General features: G+C 43.1%; 15 protein-coding genes, 1 tRNA gene and 1 pseudogene. 9 read left to right on the top strand and 8 right to left on the bottom strand.

Annotated elements, in window-relative coordinates; genetic code table 11:
• Nucleotides 1-151 precede the first annotated feature (151 nt).
• The 7 genes and pseudogenes from LC653_RS21240 to LC653_RS21270 all read left to right on the top strand — a co-directional run bounded on the left by LC653_RS21240 (nucleotide 152) and on the right by LC653_RS21270 (nucleotide 6001).
• Nucleotides 152-1280 (top strand): annotated as a pseudogene (locus tag LC653_RS21240) (PCRF domain-containing protein).
• A 124-nt stretch (nucleotides 1281-1404) separates the two neighbouring features.
• A protein-coding gene (gene prfB, locus LC653_RS21245; protein ID WP_229496774.1) for a peptide chain release factor 2 occupies nucleotides 1405-2527 on the top strand; the annotation gives its coding sequence in 2 pieces (ribosomal slippage) (nucleotides 1405-1476 and nucleotides 1478-2527; 1122 coding nt in all).
• 428 nt (nucleotides 2528-2955) lie between these two features.
• Nucleotides 2956-3111 (top strand): DUF3285 domain-containing protein, encoded by a 156-nt coding sequence (locus LC653_RS21250; RefSeq protein ID WP_100899181.1) that lies wholly within the window; start codon nucleotides 2956-2958, stop codon nucleotides 3109-3111.
• 39 nt (nucleotides 3112-3150) lie between these two features.
• Entirely contained in the window at nucleotides 3151-3678 is a 528-nt protein-coding gene (ybeY, locus tag LC653_RS21255; RefSeq protein WP_229496838.1) for an rRNA maturation RNase YbeY, read from the top strand.
• A gap of 153 nt (nucleotides 3679-3831) precedes the next feature.
• Nucleotides 3832-4287 (top strand): diacylglycerol kinase family protein, encoded by a 456-nt coding sequence (locus LC653_RS21260; RefSeq protein ID WP_229496775.1) that lies wholly within the window; start codon nucleotides 3832-3834, stop codon nucleotides 4285-4287.
• Between the two features lie 343 nt (nucleotides 4288-4630).
• Nucleotides 4631-5230, top strand: a complete 600-nt coding sequence (locus tag LC653_RS21265; protein ID WP_229496776.1) for an anthranilate synthase component II — start codon at nucleotides 4631-4633, stop codon at nucleotides 5228-5230.
• 3 nt (nucleotides 5231-5233) lie between these two features.
• Complete coding sequence (locus LC653_RS21270; protein WP_229496777.1) at nucleotides 5234-6001, top strand: MBL fold metallo-hydrolase; 768 nt, start codon at nucleotides 5234-5236, stop codon at nucleotides 5999-6001.
• Between the two features lie 294 nt (nucleotides 6002-6295).
• Here LC653_RS21270 and LC653_RS21275 read toward each other — a convergent pair whose 3' ends face one another.
• Nucleotides 6296-7537, bottom strand: coding sequence for an FG-GAP repeat domain-containing protein (locus LC653_RS21275; RefSeq protein WP_229496778.1), 1242 nt, complete (start codon nucleotides 7535-7537; stop codon nucleotides 6296-6298).
• A gap of 599 nt (nucleotides 7538-8136) precedes the next feature.
• Between LC653_RS21275 and LC653_RS21280 the strand changes: the two genes are divergently transcribed.
• Nucleotides 8137-9447 carry an aminopeptidase P N-terminal domain-containing protein gene (locus LC653_RS21280; protein ID WP_229496779.1) on the top strand — a complete coding sequence of 437 codons (1311 nt, stop codon included), beginning with the start codon at nucleotides 8137-8139 and terminating at the stop codon, nucleotides 9445-9447.
• Between the two features lie 338 nt (nucleotides 9448-9785).
• Here the strand turns inward: LC653_RS21280 and LC653_RS21285 are convergent, their stop codons facing one another.
• The 6 genes from LC653_RS21285 to LC653_RS21310 all read right to left on the bottom strand — a co-directional run bounded on the left by LC653_RS21285 (nucleotide 9786) and on the right by LC653_RS21310 (nucleotide 17329).
• On the bottom strand, nucleotides 9786-10397 hold the full coding sequence (locus LC653_RS21285) for a hypothetical protein (protein ID WP_229496780.1): 612 nt from the start codon (nucleotides 10395-10397) through the stop codon (nucleotides 9786-9788).
• Nucleotides 10398-10521: 124 nt separating this feature from the next.
• Nucleotides 10522-11067, bottom strand: a complete 546-nt coding sequence (locus LC653_RS21290) for a hypothetical protein (protein ID WP_229496781.1) — start codon at nucleotides 11065-11067, stop codon at nucleotides 10522-10524.
• A gap of 403 nt (nucleotides 11068-11470) precedes the next feature.
• Complete coding sequence (ftsH2, locus tag LC653_RS21295) at nucleotides 11471-13357, bottom strand: ATP-dependent zinc metalloprotease FtsH2 (protein WP_229496782.1); 1887 nt, start codon at nucleotides 13355-13357, stop codon at nucleotides 11471-11473.
• 866 nt (nucleotides 13358-14223) lie between these two features.
• Complete coding sequence (locus LC653_RS21300; protein ID WP_229496783.1) at nucleotides 14224-14718, bottom strand: hypothetical protein; 495 nt, start codon at nucleotides 14716-14718, stop codon at nucleotides 14224-14226.
• A gap of 350 nt (nucleotides 14719-15068) precedes the next feature.
• Nucleotides 15069-16514 carry a glutamate--tRNA ligase gene (gltX, locus tag LC653_RS21305; protein ID WP_229496784.1) on the bottom strand — a complete coding sequence of 482 codons (1446 nt, stop codon included), beginning with the start codon at nucleotides 16512-16514 and terminating at the stop codon, nucleotides 15069-15071.
• A gap of 227 nt (nucleotides 16515-16741) precedes the next feature.
• Nucleotides 16742-17329, bottom strand: a complete 588-nt coding sequence (locus LC653_RS21310) for an RNA-guided endonuclease InsQ/TnpB family protein (protein WP_229496785.1) — start codon at nucleotides 17327-17329, stop codon at nucleotides 16742-16744.
• Between LC653_RS21310 and tnpA the strand changes: the two genes are divergently transcribed.
• The gene (gene tnpA / locus LC653_RS21315; RefSeq protein WP_308189115.1) at nucleotides 17323-17733 is read left to right on the top strand and encodes an IS200/IS605 family transposase; all 411 of its coding nucleotides are present in this window, start codon (nucleotides 17323-17325) and stop codon (nucleotides 17731-17733) included. The genes LC653_RS21310 and tnpA overlap by 7 nt on opposite strands.
• A gap of 171 nt (nucleotides 17734-17904) precedes the next feature.
• Here the strand turns inward: tnpA and LC653_RS21320 are convergent.
• A tRNA-Asp gene (locus LC653_RS21320) sits at nucleotides 17905-17978 on the bottom strand.
• Nucleotides 17979-18082 lie beyond the last annotated feature (104 nt).

Here is an 18082-nt window from a genome sequence, read left to right on the forward strand (position 1 = left end):
TACCTCTTCTCAATTAATCGTAGCTATCGTCTGTGCCACTCTGCGCGATCGCTGCCGTAAATGCCAGTTGAGCAAATTCTTACATTGCCAGCTTTCTGCGCTTTCCTATCCGTCGAACTCACGTTAAGTTAAGCCTCAAGTGAGCAAAACTATGCTTGAACTCTTAAATATCAAAATTGAAGTAGAAAGGTTGTCTAATATCTTGACCAAGGCTGAAGGCTGTCTTTGACCTCCCAGAACTGAGTGCAAGAATTGAGGACTTGAATCAATTAATTTCTCAAGCTATTTTCTGGGATAATTCTGTCACTTTCTATCAGACACTTCAAGAAATTGAATACCTCAACGCTACAAAGAAAAAATATCAGCGATCGCACTTCATTCTAGAAGATATCAAGGCTGCACTAGAACTACTAGAATTATCTGCTGATGAGGAATTGTTGCAAGAGGCGCAAAGCAACCTTACCCAACTCCAGCAAGAACTCGAAATAGTAGAAATACAACAATTACTGTCCAGTCCCTGCGACGAAAAGGGTGCATTCTTGGTAATTGCGGCTGAGGTTGGAGGTATAGATGCCGAAGACTGGGCAGCTATGTTATTGCGGCTATATCATCGTTGGGCAGTAAATCATAATCATAAAGTACATCTAGTGAAATCAGAGGGTGATTTAGGAGGGGTCAAACATACCACCCTAGAAATTACAGGGCGTTATGCTTATGGCTGACTAAAATCGGAACAAGGAACTCATGCAAGAATAGAGCGAATTTCTCCTGTTCATGGCAATGGCAGACGGCATACCTGCCTAGCCAGTGTAGAAGTCAGCCCTATTTTAGATGAGTCTATTGATTTTGAGATTCCAGAGAAGCATTTAGAAATTACTTTGCCCCGGCATCGGGGGAATGTTAACCGCCCAAAAACATGGGTGCGGTTGTTTCACATTCCTACTGGGATTAGTGTATTTTGTAATCAAGAGCGCAGTCAGATGCGAAACAAAGAGAAAGCCTTAGCTATTCTCAAGAGTAAACTGTTTGCGATCGCACTAGCCCAAGGTGTCCAGCTTGACAAAATTCAACCTCGGCAGATACAACCTCTATCCAACAAGCTCATTCGTGAATATATCTTGCATCCTTACACCAGGGTGAAAGATTTACGTACCAATCTAGAAACACCTGCTGCGGTAGAGGTTTTGAACGGTAAAATTGATTTGTTTATCAAAGCCTATCTGCAACAGTTAAATCATACTACTTCAGTGACCCAAGAAGCACTTGATAATTCCAAGTAATTTTTGTAACTTATATAAGTAGTACAGAAAAAATTTGCCCAACTACAGCTAAAATCAAGAAACATAAGTAGAATAAAGAGCAATTTTCCACTACTAGCGCTCTATCTCTCATTCAGCAAGCACTATGGAAGTTTTAGAACTCAAACGCGAAATCGAAACGTTGTCTGGCCGCCTGGGTAAAACCCAGGAGTATCTTTGACGTACCTGCACTGACAGCCAAAATTCAAGACCTCGAAAAAATATCAGCACAGCCAGAATTTTGGGGTGACCAAACCCAAGCCCAACAAACTCTGCAAGAACTCAACGACCTAAAAGCCCACCTCCAGCAATACGATCGCTGGCACGCCAATCTCGAAGATACTAAGGCAGTTGTTGAGTTGTTGGAGTTAGAAACTGATGAGGCACTACTCCAAGAAGCCGAATCTACCATCACCAAGCTGAATCGTGACCTGGATCAGTGGGAATTACAACAGTTACTTTCTGGCCCCTATGATGCAGAAGGTGCTGTACTGACGATTACTGCTGGTGCTGGTGGCACAGATGCTCAAGACTGGGCATTTATGCTGATGCGGATGTACACCCGTTGGGGTGAAGCTCATGGCTATAAGGTAACTTTAGCTGAAGAGTCGGAGGGTGATGAAGCCGGAATTAAATCGGCAACCCTAGAAATTACTGGTCGCTATGCCTATGGTTACTTGCGATCGGAGATGGGTACACATCGCTTAGTGCGGATTTCACCTTTTAATGCCAACGGTAAGCGACAAACCAGTTTTGCAGGGATAGAAGTGATGCCACAGATTGACAACTCTGTGCAATTGGATATTCCAGACAAGGATTTGGAAATCACCACAACTCGCTCTGGTGGTAAAGGTGGGCAGAATGTCAACAAAGTAGAAACGGCGGTACGGATTGTTCACCTTCCCACGGGTCTTGCCGTGCGCTGTACAGAGGAGCGATCGCAGCTGCAAAATAAAGAAAAAGCCCTAAATCGCCTCAAAGCCAAGCTGTTGGTCATCGCCAAGGAGCAACGCGCCCAAGAAATTGCCGAAATTCGTGGCGATATGGTGGAAGCCTCTTGGGGAAACCAAATCCGTAACTATGTGTTTCACCCTTATCAAATGGTGAAAGATTTGCGTACAAACACGGAAACAACAGCAATTGGTGATGTGATGAATGGCGAACTTGATACATTCATTCAAGCTTATCTGCGCCAAGAAAATAAATTAGTAGAAAGCACTTTTGCATAATTTGAGATTATTTACAAGTGCTAAGTAATTATTTTTAATATTACTTAGCACTTGTTCTTTATTTTTAGTGTTTCAGATTGGTGCGACGCCGATAGCGTTCGCGTAGCGTCTCGTAGAGAAGCGTTAGCGAGTCTTGCCTACGGCACGCTGCGCGAACGAGGGTCATAGCTCGTCGTAGACATCGCATAGCATTCCCTAGACCTCTTGCATAAATCACAAAATTTGAACCCCACCCCGACAATCGTCGCTTTGTCTCCCCTCCCCAAAGCATCGGGGAGGGGATTAAGGGGTGGGGTGTTAGGGACTTTTGCAAGATATCTCCTCTGATTGGGGCGTTTTCAGATAAATTCCTTAGCAATATACAGGCGATCGCCATTCTATGCCAGACCAACTGTTACAGTTATAAAAGAGTCTGTGGACAAATAACTATGAGCAACACTCCTTCAACAGAACCTCAACCTAGCTACGTAAAACTCGCCATGCGAAACATGGTGCGGAAGGGTGGAACTTCCCTGAAGCATTTTGCGTTGACTGCCGTAGGGCTTTTATCTCTCCTTGTTGGTCTTGCTTACCTAACTCACTAGCGAAAAACCGTAAACCTCAGACTAGGAGACTGTGTGCCCCTGAGCGTTGAACTATACGTAGAGGATGATTTTTACGAGTTGTCCCCGACAACATCTGTAAAAATTGATGACACTGATCCCCGAATTACTCCTGAAACTTGGGAAAATTGGTTTAATCACTGGTTGGAAATACTTCACCCTCAAATTCCGCCAGCGCCAAGCTATGAAATCGGGCTGCGTTTGACAGATGACTTGCAAATTCAAGAACTGAATGCCCAGTATCGTCAACAAAATAAGCCTACAGACGTTTTAGCCTTTGCTGCTTTGGAGGTGGATTTTCCTCAAAGCAAAGAGATGCTTGCTTCTGTACCATTATACTTAGGTGATATCATCGTGTCTGTAGATACAGCACAACGTCAAGCTCAACGGCAGGAACATAGCTTACCAACTGAGCTAGCCTGGTTAGCTAGTCACGGTTTATTGCACCTCTTGGGCTGGGATCATCCTGATGAAGAAAGTTTGGGGCGAATGTTAGAACAGCAAGTGAGATTGCTGAACGCAATAGGTATTGCTGTTGACATGGAATAGCAAGAGTTCATGTATTCTTTAATATTAATTTTGGGTAATACTTTTATAATACTTCTGTGGAAATTTGCTTAAAGATTGCCTCAAAATTAATTCCGCTATTAAAATCAGCAAATATTCCCACTGTAGCAACTCTGTTTTTGTGTTTTTAAGTGTATGTCCCAAAAAATTTCTCCATCACCAACGCCCACCTCGTTACAAACACTGGTGTCTAACGAACGGGAATTCTCCTGGAAAGTAGCCTCTAATTTATTTGTTAGTTTTAAATATGCCTGGGCTGGAATCAGCTATAGTTTTCAAACTCAACGTAATTTTCGCATCCACGTAAGTGTTTGCGCGTTGGCGATCGCTTTAAGCGTTTTTCTACATCTGCAAGCGGTAGAAATCGCGGTAATAGGTGTAACTAGTGGTTTAGTTTTGGCATTAGAGTTACTAAATACAGCGATCGAGTCCCTTGTGGACTTAACCGTTAAGCAGACATACCATGATTTGGCAAAAATTGCTAAAGATTGTGCGGCTGGTGCAGTGCTTGTTTCTGCTTTGGTAGCGGTGCTGGTAGCTGGTACGCTCCTGCTCCCTCCTCTGGTAAAGTTAATTATATCGGCTTTGTAGACGTAATTTGCGACGCCGATAGCCAAGCGGTAGCGAGTCTTCTCCCAAGGGGAGACGATGCCGCGCAACGAGCGTCATAGCCCAACCCAGGCATCGTCAACTGAGCCGATAAAAGGATCACACTCTGTCCGATCCCCTGGAGAACACATTATAAGCAATTGAAAAGTGGGGCGATGTCTACGACGGGCTACGCCTACGTGCCAAGCATCCTGGGTAAAGGGCTACTTGGTAATCTTTAGGCGTCCACGTCAGCGTTATTTTTACACCTAGCCAACAAATAGCATGAGATATTTGTCTATGCTTTTTGCAACTGATGAGTGGTAAAAACCAGGAGTGATGAGCTTTGATTATAGTTATCGACAATTACGACAGTTTTACATATAATTTAGTGCAGTATCTGGGAGAATTGGCAGCAGAATTCCCAGTGGCAGATGATATTAAAGTTTTTCGTAACGACAAAATATCCATAGATGAAATTCGGGCATTACAGCCGGAAGCTGTGGTTATTTCTCCTGGGCCTGGTCGCCCGGAAGATGCCGGTATTTCTTTAGAATTGATTGAACAGCTAGGACAAGAGTTGCCAATCTTGGGTGTTTGTTTAGGACATCAAAGCATCGGTCAAGTGTTCGGTGGTAAAATAATTCCTGCTCCAGAGTTGATGCATGGCAAAACCTCTCAGGTGTCTCACACTGGGGTGGGGGTTTTTCAAGGATTAGAAAATCCTTTAACCGCCACCAGGTATCATAGTTTGGTGATAGAACGTGAGACTTGCCCAGATGTGTTAGAAATCACCGCTTGGGTTGAAGATAACACCATTATGGGAGTGCGACACCGGAACTATCCTCACATTCAGGGCGTCCAGTTTCACCCAGAGAGTGTCCTGACATCTTCAGGAAAACAGTTATTGCGAAATTTTCTGGAACAGTTACAGTCAAGAGCATAATTAATGAAACGACGACAGTTGATGGGCTATGCTGGGGCGGGGTTGGTCACAGCTTTGGTTACTACCTTGGGTTCTGAATCTCAAGCTGACGCACAATCTAGCGGTTTATCAGTTCAGTGGTTGGGTCATACTTGCTTTCTTTTTACTGGTGGCGGTGCGAAAATTCTTGTCAATCCATTTCGGGCGGTCGGTTGTACTGCTGGGTATCGTCCACCAAAAGTTGCAGCAGATTTAGTACTGATTAGCAGTCAATTGCTGGATGAAGGTGCTGTGGACGTACTACCGGGAAATGCAAAACTCATCTATGAACCAGGAGTTTACGAGTTTAAAGGCATTAAGTTCCAAGGAATTGCCATAGACCACGATCGCAAAGGTGGTAAGCAGTTTGGCTCAAATACCACTTGGAGTTGGAAGCAAGGCGGAATTAATATCCTACACTTAGGCGGAGCTGCTGCACCCATTTCCATTGAGCAAAAAATCCTAATGGGGCGTCCCGATGTAGCATTTATTCCAGTGGGAGGCAGTGCAAAAGCCTACAATGCTGAGGAAGCAAAGCAGGCTGTTCAAATCTTAAATCCTAAGTTCGTGATTCCAACCCATTACCGCACACAAGCGGCTGATGCTGCTACATGTGATATTTCACCACTCGATAATTTTCTGACCTTGATGCAAGGTATGACAGTGCGGCGTAGCAATGGAGATAGTATTTCCATTAGCCCCAAAGATTTGCCGGAAAATAGCGTGATTCAGGTTTTAAGTTACAAATTTTGAGTTACAAGTTTTGAGGAGCAGAGGAGTAGGGGAAGCAGTGGAAGATTTCTAACTTCTAATATTATGTCCGCATAATTAGTTATGATTCCCACAGTCATTGCACCCCACCCCGACAATCGTCGCTTTGTCTCCCCTCCTGCTTGCGGGGAGGGGATTAAGGGGTGGGGTTCTTCGGGTTTAATAAGTAATCAAGCGGACATGATATAACTCCTGTACAGACGCGATTAATCGCGTCTCTACTCCTAACTCCTGTACAGACGCGATTAATCGCGTCTGTACTCCTAACTCCAGCTTTTAGAACGTATACCACTGTGGGCCAAGCTTATCTGCGTCGCTGATGGGAGTCTCAACTGCTGTCGTCTCATTTATAGTCCAAATGTTGTCTGCACCTGCTGTCTGATCGCGCCAGTAAATGTCAGTCTTACCATCGCCGTTGAAGTCGCCAAGGGATGGTGTCAAGGATGCGCTATTAGTCGGTAAGAAAGCTTCAGTAGCAACTGTTGTACCATCCATCAACCAAGCGGTGTTCTCACCAGTTGTGCCATTGTGCCAGAAGATATCGGTCTTGCCATCGCCGTTGAAATCGCCAATTTTAGAAGTCCAGGCTGAGTCAAGTGTCCCCAAAGTGCCTTCTGTGACTAAGATACCATTCATCGTCCAAACCTTGTTCTCACCTGTTTGAGCGTTTCTCCACAGAATGTCAGTGCTTAAATCACCGTTGAAATCACCAAGGCTAGCAGTCCAGGCGGCATCTTGTGATTGCAGCGCAAATTCAGTCTTTTGCGTACCATCCATAAACCAAGCGATGTTATCGCCAGTTGTCTGATTGCGCCAGAAAATGTCACTCTTGCCATTGCCGTCAAAATCAACAATCGTAGGAGTTAGTGCTGCGTCTGTAGTGTCTAGAACAGTTGCATTCAGAACGGTGGTGCCATCCATTTCCCAAATAGCGTTCTCACCAGTTGTGCCATTATGCCAGAAGATATCGGTTTTGCGATCGCCATTAAAATCGCCAATCTGAGGAGTCCAAGCTGGGTCAACGCTGGTTAGAGAAGCCGCATTAGCAACTTTTGTGCCATCTATTAACGCAATGCTATTCTCACCTGTTGTCTTATTGCGTAATAAGAAGTCGGTTTTGCCATCAGCATTGAAGTCAGCAATTTTGTAATCATAGGCAGTTATGTCGAAATTACCTAGAGAACCCTGTTCGAGAACTTTTGTTCCATCCATTAACCGAATGATAATCTCACCGGTTGTAGAATCGACCCAAACTTTATCCGTTTTGCCATCACCGTTAAAGTCAGGAGTAATCGCCGCACTAGTTAAGTAAGGATTAGGATTGGGATTTGCTGACGTTTTAACAGGCGCAGTCACGGGTTCACTTTCTAGTGCTAGTGAGGAACTCTTATTCCCAAACCCCAAATCATAATTTAAACTCTCAAAAGAATTTGTCAAGATTTGTGATTTTGCAAAAGAATCTGATGCCCATTTAGATGTATTCAAAGCTAAGGGTGAAGAATTTGTACTTCCAAGCATGGTGTATTTTTATTATTGGTTGTCATATTTTTTTAACTTTTTTTGGCAATCTATTTCTGTAACGAAATAACATTTACCCCGCTTTCAAGATTTCTTTATAACTATTTTTTCTTTATTAATGTCATTATTTGAAGATAAATGTCTGCTTTCTTTTAAACGATTATCATGAAATTTTCAATTTGTATACAAGCAATTGTCAAAGACATTTTGTGCTTTATGTATATGATAAAATATAGATATAAATTGATTAAATAATTTATTTTGTTTAATATTTAAAATGTTCAATTAAAACATACACCTTTAAGGAATTGTTATTCGGTTACATAAAAAATTTACACTATGTAATACTGCTGTGATTACATAGTGGTTTGTATAGCAAGTCTAAATTATTGATGAATAACTAGATCCCCGGCTTCTTAAAGAAGTCCGGGATCTGAGCTTTTCAAGATAATTGATTATTCTCGAATGATTTATAACTTGAGTGGAAACAAATATTGGTTAGAATAACTTAGATTAGCAACTATTAAGAGGCATGATCTGTGCATCCTCTAGTGGTAAAAAGTGTAAAATAACACAATACTTTCATAAATACATCAGCTATGCAAGCAGAATATCGGCAGCGTCGCAAGCAGTTAATGGCAAAAATTGGTGATGGCACAGCCATTTTTCGCAGTGCGCCAATGGCAGTGATGCACAACGATGTCGAGTATGTTTATCGCCAAGACAGTGATTTTTTTTACCTGACTGGTTTTAACGAACCACAGGCTGTTGCAGTGTTAGCGCCGCATCATTCAGAACATCGATTTGTGCTGTTTGTCCAACCGAAGGATCGCGAAAAGGAAGTATGGACTGGTTGTCTTTCAGGGGTAGATGCAGCCAAAGAAATTTATGGTGCTGATGAAGCGTACCCCATTAGCGAGTTAGATGAAAAGTTGCCACAGTATTTGGAAAAAGCCAGCCGAATTTATTATCACTTAGGACGCGATCGCGCCTTCAATGACCAAATCCTAGGACATTACCAAAGTTTACTGCGGACTTATCCTAAGCGCGGTACTGGCCCGATCGCCATTGAAGATACTGGCCCTGTCCTCAACAGCATGAGACTAATCAAAAGTGAAGCTGAGTTGGAATTGATGCGTCAAGCAGCTGCGATCGCTACTGAAGCACACAATTATGCACAAGAAATCGCCGCACCCGGACGTTATGAGTACGAAATACAGGCGGAGATGGAACGCATCTTTCGAGTGCGGGGTGGAATGGGGCCAGCTTATCCTTCGATTGTGGCTTCTGGTGTTAATGCTTGCGTACTGCACTACATTGAAAATAATCGTCAAATGCAGGATGGAGAATTACTGCTAATTGATGCCGGTTGTGCTTACGGTTATTACAACTCGGATATTACACGGACATTTCCCGTAGGTGGTAAATTTACGCCAGAACAAAAGACGTTGTATGAGATTGTATTGGAGGCGCAAAAACAAGCGATCACTCAAGTGCAACCAGGTAATCCCTTCAAATTAGTTCATGATACAGCAGTGCGCGTTCTCACGGAAGGTTTAGTTGAACTTGGCATCCTCAAAGGTGAAATTGATAAGTTAATTGAAGAAGAAAAATATAAGCCATATTATATGCACCGTACCAGTCATTGGTTAGGGTTAGATGTTCATGATGTGGGCGTTTACCAGCACGGTGAAGACAAACCGCAGATTTTACAACCAGGCCAAATTTTGACAGTGGAACCGGGATTATATATTGTGCCTGACACCAAACTAGCAGAAGATCAACCAGAGACTGATCCTCGATGGATTGGCATTGGTATTCGGATTGAGGATGACGTGTTAGTTACACCTGGTGGACATGAAGTGTTAACTGCGGGAGTTCCCAAGGCAGTAGATGAAGTGGAAAGATAAAAAAGGGGATGGTGTGTCCTAGTCTGTGATGTTTCAATTTAGGACTTACGCAAAAACCCTCTCAAACTCTCATTCCTCCGTGACGCGCCAGTTGCTTCAAGTCTCTTAACCGCAAGGGCGCACTGGCTTCTCTGCGCCGCGCCAGTTGCTTCAAGTCTCTTAACCGCAAGGGCGCACTGGCTTCTCTGTGGTTCGTTTTCCGTTACCCGTGCGTAAGTCCTACAATTGATGGGTAAGCAAGTTCGTAGTAAGGACTTTAGTCCTTATTTTCTAAGCACTAAAGTGCTTACTACAAACTTTTCATTACTAGCTTAGACATTGTACTAACTATCCCCAAGCTAAAATTGAGGGCAAGCCATCAGAGTTGTTGTCAGAATTCCTAAGATTTTGTCTATTTCTTTAATAAAGTAATCGTTCTTATCGATAAAGATGGTATTTTCACAAAGTTTGAGAAATTTCCAATCTGTTCCTGTTGTAACTACACCGTAAATGTCATTGATAATATTCCCTTGTTGCTGGTTAAACAATTGAGATGCAATCATTGTCGCAATACATTGTCCTAAACCAGATTTAATACTCTCATTTTTAGCTTCCACAATAGTCACGACAGGACTAGTAATATCATATTGTTCTGGTGAACAACTGAGAATAAAATCACAGCGTCCTTCTAAGCCTTTAGCAGCATCTACATTAAACTCTGAACCAGAAAATATACTAATTTGGTATTTAAAGAAGCGTTTAACTTCAATTAAAACAGGCATAATAATTAGTTCAGAACGAGCTTTTTCTGTATTTATTGCTGTCACCAATGGTAGATGCTCAGAGAAGATCAAATTTAGATATTCACTAGGTGAAACTGCTTGCACATCTGCAAATAAATCTTGATTTTCAACAAAGATTAATTTAAAGTCTGTTTTTACTTTGCTAAGATTAAAGGCGTTGTACGGCACTGTATCACCCCTCAATCACGCTTAACTCAATAGTATCATCTTGAGAGTAAAGTGCAGCGATGCCTACGGCGGCAAACTACGCAAGTTGCGATCGCGAAGAAAGTAAGTTTGATGATATCTCAAATTAAGAACAGCCCTCAACAAATTCAACTTCTGGTAGTTTACCTGAGCGAAACTGAGTGACACGCTTACCGTCAGTCTCGAATACCACACGATAGTTTTGGTCAGCACGGTCTTTCGGGATCAATGTCAAGTAGTGTCCGCCTTGGACGTATTTATGAGGCGTGACTTTAATTTGTCCTGGATAAAGGAACTTGATCCGTGTTTCGGTGTCGCCGATTTTTGCACCTTTTAAGGTAGTAATTTTGCCATCTCTCCACACATCTACCCTAGAAATGCGACCTTCTGTGACCATAAACCCAAGATTCTTAGGTTCCCATTCCGGCTTAACGTAGTAGCAATTATTATTAAGTGCATCGCCAATTAGCTTAGTAGTAGCAGCTTTTGCCGCTTGGGAAACAGTCATCCCAACTCGAACTTGTCCGACACCATTGATGAACAATTTCGATTGATTTGTCAGTTTTGTCTGTGCTATGACTGTGCCCACAGTTAGAGAAGAAAGAGCAAGCGTTACGATGCCAAAAGTCAATAATTTAGCTTTGCTATTCATTTTCTGTAAATAAAAAAGGGTAGATATTTATATACAATAGCCATATTGTCAATTTTGGATTTTCAAGCTGTTGACTTACGAAACTCAGCTACCATTCCAATCAAGCCAAGTAAGGCAATATAAAGAATTTATGCATTAAACTCCAAATTTTTGGACTGTAAATTAAGCGATGGCTACGCCCGCAGTTCGCGTAGCGTCTCATGGAGAAGGCATCGCCTGAGCAAAAATACCAAAATTTGGTTGGAATATCATTTTTTTCATAGTACAAACGTTCACCTTGAAAGGGCTAGTTATAAAACTATAAAATTCCACCTAAAAAAATGAGGATGGTATGCGCCATCCTCATTTTATTTTTTTGTTCTTTTACTCATTTCCAGATGGTAGCCTAGAAAAGAGTCAACTATTATAGTTGTGGTACGTACTGCTGCTTCTCAGGGACTTCAGCGTACTCAGCCACAATCTGGCGGAATTCTTCGCCGTCAATGGTTTCTTTCTCGATGAGCAAATCGACTAAGCGATCGCTGACAGTGCGATGGTCACGAATAATTTTCTTCGCATTTTCATAGCATTCTTCCACGATCGCTCGCACTTGTCCATCAATGCGAGAGGCGATAGATTCGGAATACTCAGATCGGGTTGTCCAGTCACGACCCAAGAATACTTCACCCTGCTGGCTTTCCAACGACAGTGGGCCTAAGTCGGACATCCCGAAACGAGTCACCATTTGCCGTGCCATTCCCGATAACTGCTGCAAGTCTCCACCAGCGCCAGTTGTGACTTCCGCAGCCCCAAAAATCACCTCTTCAGCAGCACGACCACCCAAAGCGCCAGTAATCCTTGCTCTCAACTGAGAACGAGAAATTAATCCTTGTTCTTCGTTGGGAGTAAACCAAGTTAAACCCTGCGCTTGTCCTCTTGGAATCAAGGTAACTTTCTGCACTGGGTCATGGTCTTTTAACAAAGTTCCCACTAAGGCGTGTCCAATTTCGTGGTATGCAATTAAGCGCTTGCTCTTGCTATCTACCAAAGGAGTGCCTTCCATCCCAGCGACTACCCGATCTACCGCATCATCAATTTCGCGGATGGTGATAGCTTCTTTACGTCTTCTAGCAGTCAGAATTGCTGCTTCGTTGAGTAAGTTAGCTAAGTCAGCACCAGTGAATCCAGGAGTGCGGCGAGCGATCGCATCCAAAGATACACTAGTATCTAATTTCTTGTTCCGCGCATGGACTTGTAAGATTTCCAAACGCCCTTTGATATCGGGTGCATCGACAGTTACTTGTCTGTCAAAGCGACCGGGACGCAACAAGGCTGAGTCTAGTACGTCGGGGCGGTTGGTGGCAGCAATAATAATGATGCCTGTGTTACCTTCAAACCCGTCCATTTCGGTGAGCAATTGGTTCAGGGTTTGCTCTCTCTCGTCGTTACCGCCGCCGATACCAGCACCACGTTGGCGTCCAACTGCGTCGATTTCATCGATGAAGATGATACAGGGCGCGTTGTCTTTGGCTTTCTTGAACAAATCGCGGACGCGGGATGCACCCACACCAACGAACATTTCTACAAATTCCGAACCGGAAATACTGAAGAAAGGTACGCCAGCTTCGCCAGCGATCGCTTTTGCTAGTAAAGTTTTACCAGTTCCAGGAGGCCCAACTAACAGCACTCCCTTGGGAATCCGTGCGCCTACAGCAGTAAATCTTTCTGGCTGCTTCAGGAAGGTGACGACTTCTTGCAGTTCTTCTTTAGCTTCTTCAATCCCGGCTACGTCGTCAAATTTAACCCCGGTTTTCGCCTCCATTTGGAAACGCGCTTTGGATTTGCCGAAGTTCATCGCTTGACCTGGCCCACCGGGGAGGTTGCTAGAACGCCGGAACAAAAAGAACAGCCCGGTAATCAATAAAACTGGAAATATGAGATTGCCCAACAATCCCCAAATTGCGCCATCATTCCGCATGGGGTGAGCATCAAAACTAATGTCTTTTTCTTTGAGCTTGCTAATTAACTCAGGAGCGTTAACAGGCAAATCCACACGCCACCTTTGGACACGATTTTCGATGTCTGGATCGCGGGCTTCTATAATTGCTGTCCTACCGCCTTCGTACAGATCCACGCTGGTGACGCGATCGCCATCCAAGTATTCTAGAAACCGACCATAAGTCATGCGGGTATTGGCTGCATTCTTACTCATGTCAGTAGGAGCGCCTGCAAAGGCCCCTTGCCAGAAGAAAAAACCAATTACCAAAGCAGGCAATGTCCAGAGTACTACGACTTTCCAAGAGAATTTCATCTTAATTTGCCTCTAGATGCCTATACAACTGATCAGCCTTAGCAACCGAATGTTCATCACTCTGTCACTTTAAGCTGTTAAACGGATGTTTATAAATCCATTTTGTGTAATTTGATCTCTTATATGCACTGCCATACAGCGATTGGCTCATTATGGCGATGCCAACAAGAATCTTAATCAAAGTTAACTTAATTTTAATACAGCTTGGATTAACCAGCAGAGAATTTGTAGAGAGCCATGAGAGAGAAGTTGGCTATTTAAGCAGCCGCTTGGCGTGTAATATAAAACACCACAAAGTAAACTACCTACGAATTTCCCTGGTGAGCGAGGTTATTTTCTTACGGCGTGCAACTTTTGAATTCTGAGATATGTCATAAAAAATACATCTTGTTAATCAGGATAAAGTTTTTTATTGCAACAGTTACATACTTCGTTGCTAGTAAAAAGAAAATTAATCAATGGAACTACAAAAATGACTTCCAAAAGTCTCAAACACTTGACTTTAGCCCTGGTTCTTCCTGTTATAAGTTTAGGGATATTAACTGCCTGCGTTCAAGGTAATAGACCCGTCCGAAAATTAAATTCCCGTAAAGATAGGATATAAAATTTCATTTTTATAAATCGTAATATTTACCATATATAGCTTTTGCGGATTGTATAGAATAATAAATTGTGTTGACGCTCAAAATTTGAAAATCATACTTTTTGTCTCTAAACTATCATTAACTATCTCAAAACCTGATTGCTACGTTGAGCGAAGACATATAAGCACCCTTTAAAATCCTTTTTAAATAAAATTAATTCAGTAAATATACGGTATAAGAGGAGAGGGTTTCGTGTACCCTTGTCCTCCCTTACCCCGTTCCCTATTTAACTTCTGTAATTTTTAGAGTGTAAGGAAGATACTTGTCTTTTTCGTAGGAACCAATCCAAATTTTGTAAGTTCCAGCCAGCCATTCACCAATAATGCCAGCATTTTTGCCTTCAAAATCGTCATTGCACCAAGTACCACCGGGCCCCTTGATAATCATGGTGGTGTCTTCAGGACTTTGCACTTGCAGCTTCAGGTAGTCAAATTTACTTGTTAGCGCTAATGTGTGGTCTGGTGTTTCATCAACAAATCCGGTGCAAGGGCCAGTGGCTGTTTCACTTCTCCCACCTACTTGACTGCCAGATATTGAACCACCACTCATCCCGCGAACTGTCAGGGGGTCTGGAGAAAACTGAGGGCCAATGGTGACATCTCCAAATATCGTTGGCGCTTCCTGAGCATCAACGGCAGCATTAACTGCCGATGTGATGAACAGCGTAACTATCATGAACGATAATCTCATCCCTCTATTGAGCGCTTTTGTCGGCATTGTAATTACGTTCGCTTCTAAGTGTTTTTGAAGACATGAATTTTACACACCAAGTTCCCAACGTGAGGAGAATTGACTACCTATTTTAGATTTGAAATTGGGGATAATTCATTAGTAGTTAGTCAATAATTTCTTGTTCTTATAGTTGCTCTATTACTCGATCAATCCAAAATTTCTGGGTGAAGGCGGGGAACAGGGAATGGGGAATGGGGAAGAGGACAAGGGGCAGGGAGCAGGGAGCAAAGGGGAAAGATAAGAGGTAATTTTTTATTCTCCCCCTTGCCCCCTGCCCCCTGCCCCCTGCTTCCCCTATTTCCCACTCCCCGCCCATCTAAAAATTGTTGTAATCGCTAACTAGCTTCCGTTATTGCCCTGCTCAAGCGCGACTTATCTAAACCAATCTGATTTAGTAGTAACCAAGATTGGATCAAGTCGGGGCCATGAACATCTCCAGTTAAGGCTGCTCTGAGCGATCGCATTACTAAGCCTTTTTTGACTTTTTGCTCTTTCACTACTTGTTTAATAATCTCCTGGGCGGCGGCTTCCGACAGTTGCGGCTGATTTTCTAAAGCTGTAACAATCCCCTCAAGGACAGCAGTAGAACCTTCTTGCTTGAGTTGTGTACTACCTTCGTCGCTAAATTCAATTATGTCGCTAAAAAACAGTTGGCTTTGAGGTACTGCATCTACTAAACGAGTCAAACTCTGGCTAATTAAAGTTACTAGCTGTTCTAACCAGGGGCGATCTCTTCCACCATCAAATTTATACCCAGCCGCTTGCCAATAGGGTATGAGTAAATCTGTGAGTTTATCTACTGGCGTCTTGTGGATATACTGACTGTTCAACCAATCCAGCTTGTCCCAGTCAAACTTTGCACCTGCTTTATTTACACGCTCAAAACCAAATTCTTTTGCTGCTTCTTCTAAGGTAAATATTTCTTGTGTCGAGTCTGGTGGCGACCAACCCAGCAATGTCATGTAATTTACTAAGCCTTCAGCAGTAAAACCCATTTTCTGAAAGTCAGAAATGGAAGTGACACCATCCCGCTTAGAAAGCTTGCGTCCTTCCATGTTCAAAATTAGCGGCGTGTGGGCAAACTCTGGAATTTTTGCACCCATTGCTTCATACAGTAAAATTTGCTTGGCAGTGTTGGCGATGTGGTCTTCTCCCCGAATGACATGGGTGATTTGCATATCGATGTCATCCACTACAACTACAAAGTTGTATAAAGGTTGACCGCTTCCTTCTTCTGAGGCGCGGGCGATGACCATATCACCACCTAAATCGCTACCTCGCCAAGACATCTTTCCCCTTACTAGGTCGTTCCAGACAATTTCCCGCCCATCTTCGATTTTGAAGCGAATCACAGAGGAGCGACCTTCTGCTTCAAATGCGGCGCGTTGTTCTGGTGTGAGGTTGCGGTGACGGTTATCATAACGAGGAGCTTCGCCTCTAGCTTTCTGAGCTTCTCTTAGAGTTTCTAGTTCTTCGGAAGTGGTGTAGCAGCGATAAGCTAATCCTTGATCTAGCAGTTTTTGCACTGCTTCCTTATAAAAATCCAGGCGTTGAGATTGGAAAAATGGCCCTTCATCCCAGTTAAGCCCAAGCCAACGCAATCCTTCAAGAATATTGTCGGTGTATTCGGGACGCGATCGCTCTAAATCTGTGTCTTCTATTCGCAGGATAAATTTCCCACCGTGGTGGCGGGCAAATAACCAGTTAAATACAGCCGTTCTAGCTGTACCAATATGTAAATTTCCGGTTGGACTCGGCGCAATACGGACTCTGACAGTCACAGTTAATTCTCTCTTTCGTAAAGCATGATAAATGTAGCTTATAATGAACTACCCCGCCCATCTAAGAAGAGTACGCGTGGTTTCTGACGCTTCATCTCAGACAGTTGCTTGAACCCACCGCAGTGAGTAGAAGTAGAGCTATCCGATCAACGTTTGTTGAGGCTAGTCCCCAGCCCCATTGCCACGCCAGGTGCTTCACTTGGGGAAACCCCAAGACCGCACTGGCTTCACTTGAGCATAACTTGTGCAGCAGCTAGGTCGCGGTCACAAGTGAATCCACAGGAGCAACTGTGAATTCGCTCAGATAATTCTTTTTTCTTTTGACTTCCGCATTGAGGACAAGTTTGGCTAGGTTTAACTTTTTGGGTTGGAACTTCCACAAATATTCCCCCTGCTTCAGCCAATTTGTACTCAATTGCCGATCTCAATGCACCCATCCCGACATCAAGTATGGAGCGATTAAGTCCAGTTTTTTGAGCTTTACGCAAGAACCCAATTTTTGGCTTTCGTACAAGAGCTTTGATATTGAGTTTTTCTGTGGCAACGAGGCTATTAGAGCTTACGATCTCTGCTGCTACTTTGTGAACCCAATCCTGTCTTTGTGCGCTAACTTTGCGTTGCAGGTTTGCTACTTTTCTATTGGCTTTTTTCCATCGGCTTGATGCTTTAATCTTCTTTTTAAAGTCCGGTTTGGTTTTGCGTCTTTTAGATTTGGAAGCAATCCTTATTTTGGACTGTGTTACAGCTTTAGGGCGGGGGTTCTCCACCACAGTCCCATCCGAGCAAGCAATGTATATAGCGTACAACTGTGTCAATTAACTTGCATTCCTATAGGCACTGTGTTTATAAGATAAACTTACATATAGTGTTTGTAACCAAATACAGAAAGAAAGTTATAAATTCAGATATACTGAAGCGACTCGAAGAGATATTTTCCCATCTATGCCAAAATCAAAAATGTGAGTTGATAGAGTTTGAGGGAGAGCCAGATCATGTTCACCTACTCATAGACTTTTCTCCCGATATTGCCCCATCAAAGTTAGTGAATACTTTAAAAACAATTTCCAGTCGGATGATTAGAAAAGAATTCTCCGAACACATCAACAAGTTCTGCTCGTTGCCCGTGTTTTGGACAGGTGCCTACTGCGTCATTTCCGCAGGAGGAGCGCCATTAGAAGTAATACAGCAATATATCCAAAACCAAGACGAGCCTGAGTAGTTAGGTAGCATAGAATCTGCCCGTCCCTAAAGATAGCCCATGATTACATGGACGAGGAATGCGGGACGGAAGAATGTTCAAACCCTGAATTCTGAGTCAATCCCTTTGGGAAATTCAAAATCCAAAATCACCGAAGTTCAGTTCAGTGATTCACTACTCATAAATTTAAAACGGGACTGACGGGGCTCGAACCCGCAACTTCCGCCGTGACAGGGCGGTGCTCTAACCAATTGAACTACAGTCCCTTGTTTGGCAACTTTGCTATTATCACTATTTTTTTTCTACTTGTCAAGCGTTTTGGAGTTGGAAATTAGGAATTCTTTTTGTCCCATCTCTCCAAGGTGCGGAT

Source organism: Nostoc mirabile CHAB5784 (assembly GCF_020829645.1).
Taxonomy (GTDB): Bacteria; Cyanobacteriota; Cyanobacteriia; order Cyanobacteriales; family Nostocaceae; genus Nostoc; species Nostoc mirabile.

Bases quoted from the DNA above. Each gene is read 5' to 3' on its own strand.
- LC653_RS21300 (WP_229496783.1), bottom strand. From the start codon at position 14,718: ATGCCGACAAAAGCGCTCAATAGAGGGATGAGATTATCGTTCATGATA.
- LC653_RS21280 (WP_229496779.1), top strand. From the start codon at position 8,137: ATGCAAGCAGAATATCGGCAGCGTCGCAAGCAGTTAATGGCAAAAATT.
- LC653_RS21290 (WP_229496781.1), bottom strand. From the start codon at position 11,067: ATGAATAGCAAAGCTAAATTATTGACTTTTGGCATCGTAACGCTTGCT.
- LC653_RS21275 (WP_229496778.1), bottom strand. From the start codon at position 7,537: ATGCTTGGAAGTACAAATTCTTCACCCTTAGCTTTGAATACATCTAAA.
- LC653_RS21250 (WP_100899181.1), top strand. From the start codon at position 2,956: ATGAGCAACACTCCTTCAACAGAACCTCAACCTAGCTACGTAAAACTC.
- LC653_RS21270 (WP_229496777.1), top strand. From the start codon at position 5,234: ATGAAACGACGACAGTTGATGGGCTATGCTGGGGCGGGGTTGGTCACA.
- ftsH2 (WP_229496782.1), bottom strand. From the start codon at position 13,357: ATGAAATTCTCTTGGAAAGTCGTAGTACTCTGGACATTGCCTGCTTTG.
- LC653_RS21260 (WP_229496775.1), top strand. From the start codon at position 3,832: ATGTCCCAAAAAATTTCTCCATCACCAACGCCCACCTCGTTACAAACA.